This window comes from Pedococcus sp. P2_D7, from assembly GCF_056404295.1.
In genome coordinates this window covers 192,517-206,731 of the sequence record NZ_JBFUEH010000008.1, presented here as the reverse complement: position 1 = coordinate 206,731, position 14,215 = coordinate 192,517, and the positions used below count along the sequence as shown (strand labels likewise).

Annotated in this window: 13 protein-coding genes; 4 read left to right on the top strand and 9 right to left on the bottom strand. The window is 68.6% G+C overall.

Features of this window, described 5'->3' with window-relative positions; genetic code table 11:
* Nucleotides 1–61: 61 nt before the first annotated feature.
* Nucleotides 62–1,318 carry an ABC transporter substrate-binding protein gene (locus AC1DWJ_RS18665; protein WP_477621639.1) on the bottom strand — a complete coding sequence of 419 codons (1,257 nt, stop codon included), beginning with the start codon at nucleotides 1,316–1,318 and terminating at the stop codon, nucleotides 62–64.
* A 143-nt stretch (nucleotides 1,319–1,461) separates the two neighbouring features.
* The gene (locus tag AC1DWJ_RS18660; protein WP_477621638.1) at nucleotides 1,462–2,340 is read right to left on the bottom strand and encodes an ATP-grasp domain-containing protein; all 879 of its coding nucleotides are present in this window, start codon (nucleotides 2,338–2,340) and stop codon (nucleotides 1,462–1,464) included.
* Between the two features lie 126 nt (nucleotides 2,341–2,466).
* Here AC1DWJ_RS18660 and AC1DWJ_RS18655 point away from each other — a divergent pair, with 126 nt between their 5' ends.
* Both AC1DWJ_RS18655 and AC1DWJ_RS18650 read left to right on the top strand, forming a co-directional pair.
* The gene (locus AC1DWJ_RS18655; RefSeq protein WP_457252988.1) at nucleotides 2,467–3,306 is read left to right on the top strand and encodes a DUF4097 family beta strand repeat-containing protein; all 840 of its coding nucleotides are present in this window, start codon (nucleotides 2,467–2,469) and stop codon (nucleotides 3,304–3,306) included.
* Nucleotides 3,303–3,908 (top strand): PadR family transcriptional regulator, encoded by a 606-nt coding sequence (locus AC1DWJ_RS18650; RefSeq protein WP_457252990.1) that lies wholly within the window; start codon nucleotides 3,303–3,305, stop codon nucleotides 3,906–3,908. Before AC1DWJ_RS18655 ends, AC1DWJ_RS18650 begins: the two co-directional genes overlap by 4 nt.
* 9 nt (nucleotides 3,909–3,917) lie before the next feature.
* On the opposite strand, the gene AC1DWJ_RS18645 is transcribed toward AC1DWJ_RS18650, so the two are convergent.
* Entirely contained in the window at nucleotides 3,918–4,394 is a 477-nt protein-coding gene (locus AC1DWJ_RS18645; RefSeq protein WP_457252991.1) for an RDD family protein, read from the bottom strand.
* A 132-nt stretch (nucleotides 4,395–4,526) separates the two neighbouring features.
* Here AC1DWJ_RS18645 and glnA point away from each other — a divergent pair, with 132 nt between their 5' ends.
* Nucleotides 4,527–5,951, top strand: coding sequence for a type I glutamate--ammonia ligase (glnA, locus tag AC1DWJ_RS18640; protein WP_457252992.1), 1,425 nt, complete (start codon nucleotides 4,527–4,529; stop codon nucleotides 5,949–5,951).
* Between the two features lie 842 nt (nucleotides 5,952–6,793).
* Here glnA and AC1DWJ_RS18635 read toward each other — a convergent pair.
* Complete coding sequence (locus AC1DWJ_RS18635) at nucleotides 6,794–7,261, bottom strand: hypothetical protein (RefSeq protein ID WP_477621637.1); 468 nt, start codon at nucleotides 7,259–7,261, stop codon at nucleotides 6,794–6,796.
* A 317-nt stretch (nucleotides 7,262–7,578) separates the two neighbouring features.
* On the opposite strand from AC1DWJ_RS18635, the gene AC1DWJ_RS18630 reads away from it, so the two are divergent.
* Nucleotides 7,579–8,817, top strand: a complete 1,239-nt coding sequence (locus AC1DWJ_RS18630; protein ID WP_477621636.1) for a DUF6299 family protein — start codon at nucleotides 7,579–7,581, stop codon at nucleotides 8,815–8,817.
* Between the two features lie 74 nt (nucleotides 8,818–8,891).
* Here the strand turns inward: AC1DWJ_RS18630 and AC1DWJ_RS18625 are convergent, their stop codons facing one another.
* The 5 genes from AC1DWJ_RS18625 to AC1DWJ_RS18605 form a co-directional block, all read right to left on the bottom strand.
* The gene (locus AC1DWJ_RS18625; protein WP_477621635.1) at nucleotides 8,892–9,557 is read right to left on the bottom strand and encodes a GmrSD restriction endonuclease domain-containing protein; all 666 of its coding nucleotides are present in this window, start codon (nucleotides 9,555–9,557) and stop codon (nucleotides 8,892–8,894) included.
* Nucleotides 9,558–9,745: 188 nt separating this feature from the next.
* Complete coding sequence (locus AC1DWJ_RS18620) at nucleotides 9,746–9,991, bottom strand: hypothetical protein (RefSeq protein WP_477621634.1); 246 nt, start codon at nucleotides 9,989–9,991, stop codon at nucleotides 9,746–9,748.
* Entirely contained in the window at nucleotides 9,988–10,638 is a 651-nt protein-coding gene (locus AC1DWJ_RS18615) for a DUF2306 domain-containing protein (RefSeq protein ID WP_477621633.1), read from the bottom strand. Before AC1DWJ_RS18615 ends, AC1DWJ_RS18620 begins: the two co-directional genes overlap by 4 nt.
* A gap of 50 nt (nucleotides 10,639–10,688) precedes the next feature.
* Nucleotides 10,689–11,378, bottom strand: a complete 690-nt coding sequence (locus AC1DWJ_RS18610) for a hypothetical protein (RefSeq protein WP_477621632.1) — start codon at nucleotides 11,376–11,378, stop codon at nucleotides 10,689–10,691.
* 111 nt (nucleotides 11,379–11,489) lie between these two features.
* Nucleotides 11,490–14,213, bottom strand: coding sequence for a winged helix-turn-helix domain-containing protein (locus tag AC1DWJ_RS18605; RefSeq protein ID WP_477621631.1), 2,724 nt, complete (start codon nucleotides 14,211–14,213; stop codon nucleotides 11,490–11,492).
* Nucleotides 14,214–14,215 lie beyond the last annotated feature (2 nt).

Below are 14,215 nucleotides of genomic sequence, written 5' to 3'. Positions count from 1 at the left end.
GGGTGCCGGCCCGCGAGTGTGCCGGCACCCGACCGCAGCTGGGTATGCCGCGTTGTCGCGGCTACTTGGCCGCCTTCTTTGCGGCTGCGACGGCCTCGGTCCAGCCGGCGGCCGCGGTGCGCTGCCCGCCCTCGACGGCGCGCAGGGTGTTCTCCACGGCGTCGCGGACCGGCTGGTTCTTGGCGCCGAGGTAGACCGGCTTCAGGTTGGCCGCGCCGGCGACGAACAGCTCACCGACAGGGGCGTTGTTGAAGTAGTCGTTCTTGGCGTCCTTGAGGGCCGCTTCGGTGTAGAGCTTGGGGTTGGACGGCAGGTTTCCGGCCGCCTTGAACGCCGCGAGCTGGCTGTCACCCGTCGTGAGGAACTTGGCGAGCTCGACCGCCTCCTTCTGGTGCTTGCTCTGCGTCGGCACACCGAGCCAGGAGCCGCCCCAGTTGCCGCCACCACCGGGGATGGTGGTGATGTCCCACTTCCCGGAGTTCGCCGCACCGGCCTGGTCCTTGATGTAGCCGGTCATCCACGCGGGGCAGGCCAGCGTGGCGAACGAGCCGTTCTTGAAGCCGGCGTTCCACTCCGGCGAGAAGGCCTTGAGCTTGGCGGAGAGGCCGGTGTCGACCATCTTCAGCGACTCGTCCCAAGCCGACTTCACCGCGGGGTTGCTGTCGATGACCAACGTGTCGCTGCGGTCGAAGTAGGTGTGGTCACCCGACTGCATGAGGATCGAGTTGTAGGTGTTGGTGGCGCTGTCGACGAAGTGCGACTTCGCGTCCTTGATGCCGGCCTGGTACTTCTGGCCGGTGGCGATGTACTCGTCCCAGGTGGGCCACAGCTTGCCGACCTCGACGCGGTCGGTGGGCAGGCCGGCCTTCTCGAACAGGTCCTTGCGATAGCACATGGCCAGGCCGCCCACGTCGGTGCCGAGGCCGATGGTGGTCTTGCCGTCCGCCGTCGTGGCGTTGGAGTACTTCCACGGGAGCCAGTTGTCCTTGAGCTCGTTGCTGCCGTACTGCTGCAGGTTCACGAACTTGTCGGCGCTCTGCAGGAAGTTGACGACCTGGCCCTCCTCGATCGCCACGACGTCGCCGGCACCCGAGCCGGCCGCGATCCGCTGGATGAGCTGGGTGTTGTACTTGCCGAGGTCGCCCTCGGCGGTCTCCACGACGGTGACGTTCGGGTGGTCCTTCATGTACTTCGTGTAGAGGTCGGTGTAGCCGAACTTGCCGAACGTGCTCACCCGCAGCGTGACCTTCTCGCCGGGTGAGGTGGAGCCGCCGTTGTCGCCACCGCAGGCGGCGGTGAGGGCGGCCGTAGCGATCATTGCGGCTGCGGGAACCAGCCAGCGAGAGCGTGAGTGCACCGTTGCACCTTTCGTCGGGCTCCCTAATGGGAGCGCTCCCGAACAGCGTGGGACCAGGCCCGCCGCCGGGTCAAGACTTCCCTGGGAGCGTTCTCATTTCGTGATCATTCCGTGACCTTCGGCGTCGTGGCGGGCTCCGACATCGCCGCCACCGTGGCCGCGAACCGCGTCACCGAGCCCGGCGCCATCCGCAGGAAGAGGTCGGGTTCGATGAGCTCGAGCTCCATCAGGGTCGGTTGCCCGTCGACGTCGATGAGGTCGACCCGCGCGTAGACCAGGGCATCCGGGGCGTGGCCCATCGCCCGCTGGGCCACGTCGAGCTCGGCCTCGGTCGGGGTGTGGACCTCCTCCGAACCGCCGTGCAGGGCCTGCACGCGATAGTCGCCGGGCTTGGGCACCTTGCGCACCGCGTGCGACAGGTCGCCGCCGAAGAAGAACAGCGACACCTCCCCCGCCTCCACGCCCGTGGCGTACGGCTGGACGATCGTGTCGCCCGCCGCGACGAGGGCGAGCAGGTGCGCGCCCGCCTCCGCCGACCCGGCCGGCGCCTTGAGTGCTCCCCTGGCCCCACCGTCGACCGCCGGCTTGATCACCACCTCGCCCCAGCCGGTCGCCACCATGCGCTCGACGGGGTCCGCCGCCCCCCGCGCGAGGGCCAGGGTGGGCAGGACGGGGATACCGGCCTGGCTGAGCTCCAGCAGGTAGCCCTTGTGGGAGTTCCAGCGAATCACACTGGGGCTGTTGATGATTCGCGACACCGAGTCGACGTGGTCCGCCCACTGGAGGTAGTCGTCGAGGCGGTCGAAGTAGTCCCAGGTCGAACGGATCACGACGAGGTCGAACGACCCCCAGTCGACGCCCCGGTCGTGCCACACGACCACGTCGGCGTCGTGACCGAGCAGGCGCAGCTCGTCGGCGATCGCCGGCGGCTCGGGGTCGACGTACGACGGATCGGACCAGGTGCAGAGGGCGATACGGCTCACGGTGACAGTGTGGCAGCGGGCGCGCGACGAGGGCTTGCGCGACGCGGCATACGCGATATAACGTGAGTCTCGACAACGCGATATAGCGTGACTCTGGGTCACGACAGCACAGCGAGAGGACACCCCATGAGCGAGGAATGGTCGATCGACACCCCCCGGGTGCTCGACATCGGCGGAGACGGCGAGAAGGTCGGGCGGCTCAGCGTCGCCGTCGTCGGTGGCCGCGTCGACGTGGTCACGCACACCGACTCCCCCACCGCCCGCGTCGAGATCGCCCAGATCGAGGGTATGCCGGTCAAGGTCACCTGGGACGGGTGGAAGCTCAAGATCACGCACGGGGTCGACTCGACCCGGATCCTGGACCGCGTGCGGCAGGCCTTCGACGGCCTCGAGCGCAACCGGGTGGCCCTGAGCATCTCGATCCCCGAGGACGCCGAGACCTCGGTGAGCACGGTGAGCGCCAGTGGGTTGCTGGCGGGCATGCGAGCCGGGGCCAGGGCCAACACCGTCTCGGGGTCGATCACCATCGACGACGTGGTCGGCGACGTCGACATCAACACGGTCAGCGGCGAGGTCGAGTGCGGCAACGTGCGCGGCCGCCTCAAGGTGCACTCCGTCTCGGGTGCGGTCACCGCCCAGCAGAGCGACGTGCCCGAGGTCAGCATCAGCACGGTGAGCGGCGACGTGGCGCTCGACCTGGTCAACGGCACCGCTAGCATCAAGTCGACCTCGGTCTCCGGAGACGTCACGGTCCGCGCACCCCACGGCGGCTACGACGTGACGGCCAACACCGCCTCGGGGCAGGTCGTCATCGACGGGCACGCGATCCACAAGCACTCCTACACCGCAGGCAACCGGCTCACCGAGGGCGACGGCAGCCTGCGCGTGAAGGCCAACGCCGTCTCCGGGAACGTCGTCGTGCTCAAGGCCGCCGCAGCCGCCCAGCCGGGTGGTGCGTCCGCATGAGCCCCGTCTTCGCGCACGGCCAGCTCCGGCTCTACCTGCTGGCACTGCTCAACGAGGGACCGCGCCACGGGTACGAGGTCATCCAGGACCTCGAGCACCGGTTCAACGGCCTCTACTCCCCCAGCGCCGGCACGGTGTATCCGAGGCTGGCCAAGCTGGAGGAGGAAGGGCTGGTCGAGCGGGCTGAGGAAGGCCGCAAGGCGATCTACCGGATCACCGAGGCCGGGCGCCAGGAAGTGCGTGACCGCCAGGACGAGCTGTCGAGCCTGGAGTCCGACCTCGACCTCTCGGTGCGTGAGCTCGCCGAGCAGGTGCGCTCGCGCGTCCGCGGACAGACCAAGGACCTGCGGGCCGAGCTCAAGGCTGCCGCGCAGGAGGCCCGCCGCACCGCGACGCCGGTCGGTGGCCAGGAGCCGTGGAACGGCTGGAAGGGCAGTGACCCCAGCGCGATCCGCGACCTCGAGCAGGCGGTTGCCGAGCTGCGCTCAGAGGCACGCACGGCGTGGAAGCGGCACGGGCTGACCAGTGAGCAGAGCCGCGAGATCATCGACATCCTCACCGAAGCGACCGGTCGGATCCGCGACGTCTTCACCCGCCGCTGACCAAGCCCCTCAGGTGCGGACGATGAGGGTGCCGGCGGCCTTGTCGTGCAGGCTGCGGCCGTCCTTGTCCCAGAACATCGCCGGGAGGAAGAGGCACAGCAGGACCGTGCGCACCAGCACCTGGAAGGGTCTGGCGCGCTGGCCGTCGAGCGACAGCACGCGCAGGCCGACGACCCGGTGGCCGAGCGTGTAGCCCGCCGTCCCCACGAGCAGCAGCTGCTCGAGCGCGAACAGGCCGAGCAGGATCAGGGTGTCGTTGCCGGAGGCCACGCCGGCGAACGGGAGCGGCACGTCGAACAACGCTGCCGCGATGAGCTGGCAGGCGGTCCAGTCGATGAGGACGCCGACCAGGCGACGCCCGAACCGGGCGATCGAACCGCGACCGGTGCGCGGCATACCAAGTCGCTCTCCTGGGTATGCCGAGGAGGCACCTGAGCGCGAACCCGGGCCTTCGAGCCAGGACCCGAGGTCCTTGCGGTCCACCACGGCGCCAGCCTCTCACGTCGTAACACCCGTGAAACATTCGGGTCATGGGCGAGAAATCCCCACCCGTTAGGGTCGACGGCGACACCAGTTGAGCCATGGGCGGTTTCGCCCGCCCCACCACAGGAGGTTGGTTTGTTCAGCAATGCTGACGAGGTCCTGAAGTTCATCAAGGACGAGGACGTCATCTTCGTCGACGTGAGGTTCTGTGACCTGCCCGGCGTGATGCAGCACTTCAACGTGCCGGCCAAGAGCCTCGACGCGGAGTTCTTCAAGGAAGGCCAGATGTTCGACGGGTCGTCGATCCGTGGCTTCCAGGCGATCCACGAGTCCGACATGAAGCTGGTGCCGGACCCCACGAGCGCGTACCTCGACCCGTTCCGCAAGGAAAAGACGCTCATCCTCAACTTCTCCATCGTCGACCCGTTCACCGGCGAGGAGTACTCGCGCGACCCCCGCAACATCGCGGCCAAGGCCGAGGCGTACCTCAAGTCGACGGGCATCGCCGACACCGCGTACTTCGGTGCGGAGGCCGAGTTCTACGTCTTCGACGACGTGCGCTTCGAGACCAGGCAGAACGCCAGCTACTACTTCATCGACTCCATCGAGGCCGCGTGGAACACCGGTCGCGAGGAGGAAGGTGGCAACAAGGGCTACAAGACCCGCTACAAGGGTGGCTACTTCCCGGTGCCCCCGGTCGACCACTTCGCCGACATGCGCGACGAGATGACCCTGGCCCTGGAGGACGCGGGCCTCACGGTCGAGCGCGCCCACCACGAGGTCGGCACCGCCGGTCAGCAGGAGATCAACTACCGCTTCAACACGTTGAAGCAGGCCGCTGACGACGTGCTGAAGTTCAAGTACATCATCAAGAACGTGGCGTGGAAGGGCGACAAGACCGTCACCTTCATGCCGAAGCCGATCTTCGGTGACAACGGCTCGGGCATGCACTCGCACCAGTCGCTCTGGAAGGACGGCGAGCCGCTGTTCTACGACGAGCGCGGCTACGGCGGCCTGTCGGACATCGCTCGCTGGTACATCGGTGGACTGCTCAAGCACGCCCCGGCGCTGCTGGCGTTCACCAACCCGACGGTGAACTCCTACCACCGCCTGGTCCCCGGCTACGAGGCCCCGGTCAACCTGGTCTACTCGGCGCGTAACCGCTCGGCCTGCATCCGCATCCCGATCACCGGTGACAACCCGAAGGCCAAGCGCGTCGAGTTCCGCGTCCCGGACCCGTCGGCCAACCCGTACCTCGCGTTCTCGGCGATGCTGATGGCCGGCCTGGACGGCATCAAGAACCGCATCGAGCCCCCGGAGCCGGTGGACAAGGACCTCTACGAGCTGCCGCCGGAGGAGCACGACGCGATCGCGCAGGTCCCCGGTTCGCTCCCCGAGGTGCTCGACGCCCTCGAGGCCGACCACGAGTTCCTGCTCGAGGGTGACGTGTTCACCACGGACCTCATCGAGACCTGGATCGAGTGGAAGCGCAAGAACGAGGTCGACCCGATCCGCTTCCGCCCGCACCCGCACGAGTTCGAGATGTACTTCGATATCTGAGCGAGGAACGAGCGAACGTCCACCGAGTCCGCCCGCGCTGCCGTCACCGGCAGCGCGGGCGGACTCGTCTGCGTTGGGCCACGCGTGCCCATACGTGTTGAGGGTCGTCATCGGCGAGGCGTGCTGCAGCCGCGCCTGGACGATCTTGACGTCCAGCCCTGCCGAGATGAGCAGCGAGGCAAAGTAGTGCCGCAGGGTCGTGCAAGCGGAAACCCTCGGGCAGGCCCTTCACGGTCCCCCGGACTTCGCGCATCGCGCGCTCGATCGTCCATGGCGTCGCAGCCCTCTGGATCTCTGATGTCACCAGCACATCAGCACCGGTGCGGGCCACCTCGGCCGACAACATCAGCGCCAGCTCGGACGCTATGGGAACTGGTGTCATCGACGTCTCCAACTCAACGGCCGGGCCGGGTACCGGATCGCTGGCGCCAGCGATGCCACGCATGAAGTCGACGTCGGATACCCCTTGGCGCCGCGGCCTCCGACACCCGGAGGCCCGCGAACGCGCCCAACAGGACCGCAGGGCGCGGGCCCTCCGGGAAAGCGTCGTAGACGCTCCAGACTTGATCCGTGGTGGCCACGTAGGGACGCTGCTCCCCGACTTCGGCGCTGTCTTCCTCGAGCACGGCGACCTCGGGATGATGCCGTCATTGACCCCAGGGGATCCAAGAATCCCTACGCCCACGGACCGCTGGACCCGCCTATCCGCCTGATCAATCCACCTCGATTTTTCCTCACGAAGACCCTTTGGAGCGTCGTTCAGCGCAACCCTCCAGCGCTGGGTCAACAGGACCGGGTCGTCACTAGGTCCGAGGAGCGTCGTCCTCAGCGGCCCCCGGCAACTAGGCTGGCGTTTCGCAAACCTGCGTGGCGCGCTCCACTCTCACAACGCCATCCATAATCAGCAGGACCAGTCGGCTGGTGCAGGTCTGAGGCGCATCGCCCCCCACCGTGTCCCGTTCGTAGACGTTGTAGAAGGTCATCGTCTCGGTCCCGGAGTCACCTGCATACATCCGGACGGTGAGGTTCCGGTAGTGCGAGGACGCCTCGGGGTACAGGGGGCCAGCCTCACGTGTGTCTGTACCGCGGATGCTCGTCGTGTAGACGGCGCGTCCACTTGGTGTCACAGCTCCTGTCGACACGGCGTTGACCGTGAAGCAAAGTTGTGTCCCAAGGCCGTCCCAGTCGAAGCAACCGCTGAGCCTGGTGATGATGGCGCCCTTCGACGCCGGTTCGGCCGCGACCGGTGCGGCTGTCACTCCAACAACGAGCGCGGCGGCACATGTAACCACAGCGAGCCTTCGATTCATGATGCCCTCCAATCGAGTCATCGCCAGCCAAACACAAGGGCCGCTGCTGTCACACCCATCAAGTGGATTAGTCCCGAGCCGACTTCCGATTCACGCTCGACCCGGACTGGCGCACAGGGTGGGGGCCGTGAGCGGGGTTGGCCGCGCCTTCGCGCAGCAGGATGGCGTTGCGTTGTGCTAGGACAGATGGCGGGCGGACTGTGAATCTTCTGCGCGAAGCGCCTGGTTGCGGGCGGTGCCATCCTGACCAGCAGTGCGGGCACCAAGCCGCGACGAAGGGGAGGGGTTTCGTTATGGGCTGGAGCACGGTCACGCATGTGAGCCAGATCCGAAGGTCTGCCAGCGTGCTGGCAGTGACCTCCCTTTTGGCCGCGGGATGGGGCTCGCCGTCTGCTGCCTTTGCGGCAGACGGCCCAACCAACACCACCCCCGCAACGGCGATCACCTTCACTGCGCTGCCCTTCACCGCCGATGCCGAGGCAGCATTCGACCTGAACACGCCCGCCAACGACGCGTCGGCGCAGCTTGTGGCGTCCGAGTGCAACGGCGGCCAGCCGATTTACGGTCCGGTTTGGTGGAAATTCACTCCCACGAGCTCCGCCACCTTCGTCGCGCATGCGGCCGACATCGTTGGCAGCCTCGCCGGCTATGACCCTTCTGGACTGGCAGTCGTCTCGGCGGATGCCGCGTCGGTCGTGGAGTGCGGCGTTCCCCTGACCGGCATCCAAGGCACAGGCGCCCTGACCGTCCCGGCAGGCTCGTCCCTGTACATCGTGGCATTCCAGGCGCAGCCTGGGGACACCTTCTATCAGCCCGGAATCGGGGTCTACCCGAGCAGCGGGGTTCCCCCGCTGAATGATGAGCCGTCGACCGCAACCGTGATCCCGACCCTGCCGTACAGCGTCACGCAGGACACCACTTTGGCGACGATGAACTTCGGCGGCGTGGGCTGCTTCAGCAAGTACGGGCGCGGACCGGATGTGTGGTTCAGGTGGACCGCTGATCGAAGCGACCTCATCGACTTCCGCGTCGTCGGCGACTACGACGTCCACACGGCCATCGCGCCCCTGGTCGACGGACAGCCCGGCATGGCGACGTGCGACGAAGTCGTGTCGGCCGAAGCCGGAACCACTTACCTCGTCGCCGTCTGGTCCACCGCGGGCGACTTGAAGCAGTCCGGCACCATGACTCTCACAGCGGATTACCTCCCGCCGAAACCGGCGGTGACCGCGGCGATCGACCCCTCGGGCGTCGTCGCGAAGAAGGCCGGCGCCGTGACTGTCTCTGGCACCGTGAACTGTTCAGGGTCGTCGGGGACGCCGTCGATCAGCGGCACCGTCCGCCAGGTCTACAAGCGCCAGGTGCAGACCGCGCCCCTGACCTTCACCGGCCTCGCCTCGTGTACGGGCCCAGGCCGCTGGACCGCTAGGGGTTCGTCGTCGACCTTCCTCTTCACGGGTGGCACCGCGGACGTCTCGGTTACGGTCGAAGCCTGCAACCAGCGGGGATGCTCCACCGCCACCACCACGCGCACAGTCAAGCTCAAGGTGATGTGACCACGGGCGGCGGACACCATTTCGCCCTAGAAGGCGAGACAGGCCGTGTGCGGTGCCGTGCCGTAGAGCGTTTGTCAGCGTGCCCTTGCAGGAATGGTGACGGTCCGCGAGCCGCACGTGCCAGAAAGGATGCCTGAGAGCTTGGTGCGCTCGGCAGAGTCCATCGTCAGCCGCCACCGATACTTGATCTGCACCCAGTAGATCGCGTAGAGGCACCGGGAGGACGTCAGCGGAGGCAGCCACTGCGCCGGGTCGGACGCGCCCTTGGACGAGTTGAGGTTGTCCGTGATGGCATTGAGGTTTGGGTAGTACAGGTCGTTGGAGTAGCGGTGGCGGTCTGTGCTGCTCCAGTAGCGGGCCCCAGAGCCCCACGCCTCGGCCAAGGCGACATGGTGGTCGATGTCGACGTCGGCAGGGTTGGTCCATGTGTGTCCGTCCCACTTGGAGACCCACTTGCCGGATCGGACGTAGCACCGGTTACTCGAGGTGTAGGACACCGGAACCAGGGACTCAGAGACAAGGACCTCGGCCCGGGTGTTCTGGCAGTCGCCGTTGGCATCGATCCAGTCCTGGAACTTGGCCCTGTCGTAGCTCGCGTTGTTCTCGGAGGCCACGGTGATCTTGAACAGGAGCGACCGGGCGCTCGTGGTGGCGGCCTCCGCAGGCGCCGCGGCGCCGACAGCCAGGCTGGCTGATGTGAGTGTCGCCAGCACGGCGGCGATGAGGGGGCGCGAAGTCACGCATACAGCGGACCACAACTCACCCCCGGACGTCCTCGGAATCTGGATAGACGCCGAGAGAACACCCCCGCATGGGGGCCTCCCCCCGGCAGCGCGGCCGGCGTGCCGTGATCCACGCGTCCGCCAGTTGCTGATGTTCATGGCCGGTTCCGGCGCAGCCCCGGCCGTGGACGTGTGGCTGCGCCTCTTCACCGACCCTGCGTCTGCGGATGGTCGACCTGGACGGCGAGCAGGGTGAGGCCGAGGTCTCGGACCCGGTCCAGCAGTCCGTGCAGCGCGGCCTGGTCCGCCACGTCGCCGGTGAGGGTGGTGGTGCCGTCAGGCTCGTGGGTCACCGTGAACCCGTTGAACGACGAGCCCCAGTGCGCCCCGAGGTGCCCGTCGACCCGCAGCCGGTAGCCGGTGGGCGGTGGTCGGCGGTCCGGCTGGATCACGGCGAGCCCACCCGAGCGACCAAGCTGGCCGTGCGACCCGGACGAGCCTCGCGGACTCGCCTGCCGCGGCGGATGACGAGCTCCGCGACAGCGAGGTTGATCACCCAGCCGGCCCCGAGACCGAGGTCGGTCGATGGCGACCGGTCGCCGAGGACGGCATGGGCGAGGCCGAGGGTGAAGGTCTGGGTCCCGGCGCCGAGGGCGAGCGCATACGCCCGCGTCATCCAGGCCTGGTGGGTGGCGACGTCGGCACGCCGGATCGCTGCGAAGCCGAGCGTGATGCTGGCGGCCATGCCCGACCCGGCAGCCAGCCGGAAGAGGTAGGCCAGGACACCGGTGTCGGTCTGGCGGGGGTAGAACAGTGTCATCCACAGACCGGAGAGCGCGACGGCCAACCCGAGCACGACCAGCACGCGTCCGGTCCCCCGGTGCCAGCCGGGGCGACGACGACGCAGACGGGAGGAGAACTGGAAGGCGCCCAGGACGGCATACGGGATGACGCTCAGGATGTGCACCACGACCGGGGCCGGCGAGGCGGTGATGCGCGCGTTGTGCGGCATGACGTGCGGACCACCGAGCACCTCGACGAGGCGCAGCGAGCCTGCGATCACGGGTATGGCGCTGAGGGCCACGAGCGCGTACGGCACCCACCCTGCCGACCTGGTCGACGAGGTGGGTGCCGTGGTGCCGGAGGTGGTCACCTGGCGCCGGCCAGGTCGCGCCGCGAGCTGTCCGCGGTGGTGGCGGGCTGGGTAGCCCGGCTGCGACCTTCGCTCCAGAGCGAGTACCCGAGCCCGACCATGGCCACGCCGATGGGGAGCGCGAAGAGCCGGAAGTTCACCTGCGGGAGGAAGGGGATCGCGATGGTGGCGACGGTGCCGGCGGTCAGGACCACGGCCGCCCATCGGGCGAGGACGTTGGCCCGGAAGAGTGCGACACCGAAGAGGAATCCACCCAGCAGGTAGGTGACCGCGTTGACGATGCTGAGCGGTCCCATGAGCCCGAGGTCCCCGACCGCCTTGCCGTCGGTGGCAGCGGCGACCACGTCGGAGACGTATCCCGGCGACGTGTCCGCGATCGAGGGCAGGACGATGAGGCCGATGATCTCGACGCTGAGCATGATCAGGTAGCCGATCACGAACAGGCTGTAGCCGAGCAGCCCCAGGACCCGCGTCTGCCTCACCTGCCGCAGGTACATCCCGGTGATGCCGGCCAGCGACAGCACGGCCATGACCACCTTGGTGCCTTGGCGCACCTTCCACTCGGTCGTCGAGATGAACGCGAGGTCGAGCGGCGGGTGCTTGACCTGGACGGCGATGAAGAGGACTCCCGCGACGACGGCGCAGAGGCCGGCGGCGCGGATCAGCTTGGCGGTGGTGATGGTCATGGTTGGCTCCTGGGTCGAGATCCTCGGCGAGGCGCCGCGGGGGATGACCTGAAGGTAGGAGCCGACAGGGTGACGTGGCGTCACCCGACGATGTGACCGACGGGGTGATCCCTAGAGCAGGCCCCGCTCGCGCGCCCGGCGGACCGCTGCCCGACGGGTGTTGACGTCGAGCTTCGTGAAGATGTGCTTGGTGTGCGTGCGCAGCGTGTTGTGCGACACGAACAGCTCTCGGGCGATCTGCGGTCCGGTCAGCTCGCTGTCGAGCAGCCGCAGCACCTGGAGCTCCCGCTCACTCAGCAGCTCGGTCGCCGCGCGCACCTGAAGTCCACCGTCAACGCCTCCACCGTAGGTGCCCCCGCGGCCGAGGATGCGTCGGGCGCGTGCGGCGGCGGTCGCTCCCGGCCCGGCAGCGCCCTGCTGTTCGACGGCACGCAGCAGCTCGACCATCGGGGCACCTTCGTCGAGGAAGAGGCGCACGGAGCCCTCGGGTTCGGCGGCGTCGGCCAGAGCCTCGGCGAGCACCGTCGCCGCTCGTCCGCGATCGCCCGAGGCGTCGAGGGCCACGGCGGTGAGCATGCTGATCTCCAGGAGGCTGCCGTCCCGAGCGAAGGCCCGGGCATCGTCGGCCAACCTCCGCAACAGGCCGAGCGCGTCGTCCAGCGCGCCCGGGTCGGGGTGGGGGCGGTGTCGAGCGACCAGCAGCCGCACCAAGGTCAGGTGGTCGTGCTCGCGCAGGTAGTCAGGGCTGTCATCGGTCGACACGCCTCGCTCCGCTGCCCAGCGCGAGGCCCGCGACAGGTCGTCGGCCGCGATCCACACCCGGGCCCTGATCGACGCGATGGGACGGACATCGGGGAAGAAGCCGGGTCGGTAGCTCTCCTCTGCCTTGGTCAGCAGCGCGACTGCCTCGTGCGGGTCGCCGCCCGCCGCCGCCACGCGACCTCTCGCCACGAACCACCGGTGCAGGCTCTCGATCATCGGCGCCCGTTCGGCCAGCGCGGTGGCTGTGTCAAGGTGGCGCGTAGCCGCGTCGAGGTCTCCAGCGTCACGGTCCAGCTCGCTGAGTCCCACGTGCAGGGTGGCTGTGGCACGGGCGACGGGTTCGCCGTGCGCCTCCGCCACGTCCATGGCCCGCTCGTACAGGCGACGGGCCTCGCCCGGTCGACCCGCGGCGACCAACAGGTCGGCGAGCACCACGGTGCTGGTGAGCTCGTCGACCAGGTTGCCGGCCGCGTGCAGACTCGCCACCGCTTCGGTGAACGTGTCGAACGCGGTCCGCACGTCGCCCTTCGCCCAGGCCGCGAGCCCGAGGAAGCCCGCCGCCCCGCCTCGCGCGAGGTGGTCCTGCGGGCCGGCCAGCTCGAGCGCGCGGGTGGCGTGGGCGACGGTCCCGGCGACGTCACCATGCGCCTGGGCGATGGCCGCGCGGTGCACCGCGATCGTCGCGGGCAGCGTGCGCAGGTCGTCGGTGTCCGCCCACGGGGCGGACGGGTCCGGGCCCGCCGCGAGCGACCGCTCGGCATCGTCGAATCGCTCCCCGACCGCGTCGAGGTCACCGGAGACCATGAGGAGGTAGCCGTAGAACACGCTGAGCACCGGACTCCGCCGGACCGTCGCGTCGGGCAGCTCCTTGAGCCAGCCGAGCAGGAGGGGTTCGCGGCGGTGCCGCCGGATCGCCGGCACCGCGAGTTCCATGAGGTATGCCGCGCGGTCGAAGTCCCCCGCGTCCAGCGCGTGCCGGACCGCGTCGTCGGCGAGGTCCTGCTCCTCGTACCAGTGGCTCGCTCGCCGGTGCAGCAGCGGGACCAGGTCGGCGTGGTCGGCCAGCAGGTGCGCCTTCAGGACGTCGGCGAAGAGGTGGTGGTAGCGGTACCACCGCCGGTCGTCGTCGAGCGGGACGAGGAACAAGTTGGCTCGTTCGAGGGCCTCGAGGACCCGTTCGCCGTCGGAGCGTCCGGTGAGCGCATCGCACAGGGGACCGGTGAGGCGGTCCACCACCGCCGTCCGCAGCAGGAAGTCGCGGACGTGCTCGGGCTGGTGGGCGAGGACCTCCTCGACGAGGTAGTCGACGACGTAGCGGTCCGTGCCGGCGAACCGCGAGACGAAGCCGCTCGGGTCAGCCCTACCCCGCATCGACACGGCTGCGAGCTGGAGCGCAGCGATCCATCCTTCGGTGCGCTGCTCCAGCGAGGCGACGTCGGAGCGGGCCAGGCCAAGTCCCGCAACGGCGTTGAGGTAGTCCGTCGTCTCTCCCAAGGTGAAGCGCAGGTCGGCGGCGCGCACCTCGACCAGCTCGCCACGCACCCGCCAGCGCGGCAGGGGCAGGTCCGGGTCGGCGCGCGTGCTGACCAGGACGTGGACGTTCTCGGGGAGGTGCTCGAGGAAGAACGTCACTCCCCCGCGGACGTCCGGGTCGACGACGACGTGGTAGTCGTCGAGCACGAGCCAGACCTCGTCAGGTGCAGCACCCAGACCGTTCAGCAAGGGAGTCAGCAGGGCCTCCGGCGACATCGGCCCGGACTCGATGCGATCCCCCGCAGCGGGATCGAGACCGGTCACGGTCCGCTGCAGCGCGGCGGCCACATAGCTCCAGAACGACGCGGCCTCGTTGTCCGACGAGTCGAGTGACACCCAGGCGACCGCTCGCCCGGTCGTGGCCGTCCGCCGCGCCCAGTCGGACACCAGCGTCGTCTTGCCGAATCCAGCCGGTGCGGACACGAGGGTCAGTCGCGCCTGCTTCCCCGCGCGCAGGACGTCGTGCAGCCTCGGTCGGGCCACCAGACCCTGCCGTGGCCGGGGGACGTACAGCTTGGTCCCGATCAGCGGACGTGCCACGT

Coding starts and splice junctions, on each gene's coding strand:
- AC1DWJ_RS18650 (WP_457252990.1), top strand. CDS start 3,303: ATGAGCCCCGTCTTCGCGCACGGCCAGCTCCGGCTCTACCTGCTGGCA.
- AC1DWJ_RS18610 (WP_477621632.1), bottom strand. CDS start 11,378: ATGACCATCACCACCGCCAAGCTGATCCGCGCCGCCGGCCTCTGCGCC.
- AC1DWJ_RS18655 (WP_457252988.1), top strand. CDS start 2,467: ATGAGCGAGGAATGGTCGATCGACACCCCCCGGGTGCTCGACATCGGC.
- AC1DWJ_RS18635 (WP_477621637.1), bottom strand. CDS start 7,261: ATGAATCGAAGGCTCGCTGTGGTTACATGTGCCGCCGCGCTCGTTGTT.
- AC1DWJ_RS18665 (WP_477621639.1), bottom strand. CDS start 1,318: ATGATCGCTACGGCCGCCCTCACCGCCGCCTGCGGTGGCGACAACGGC.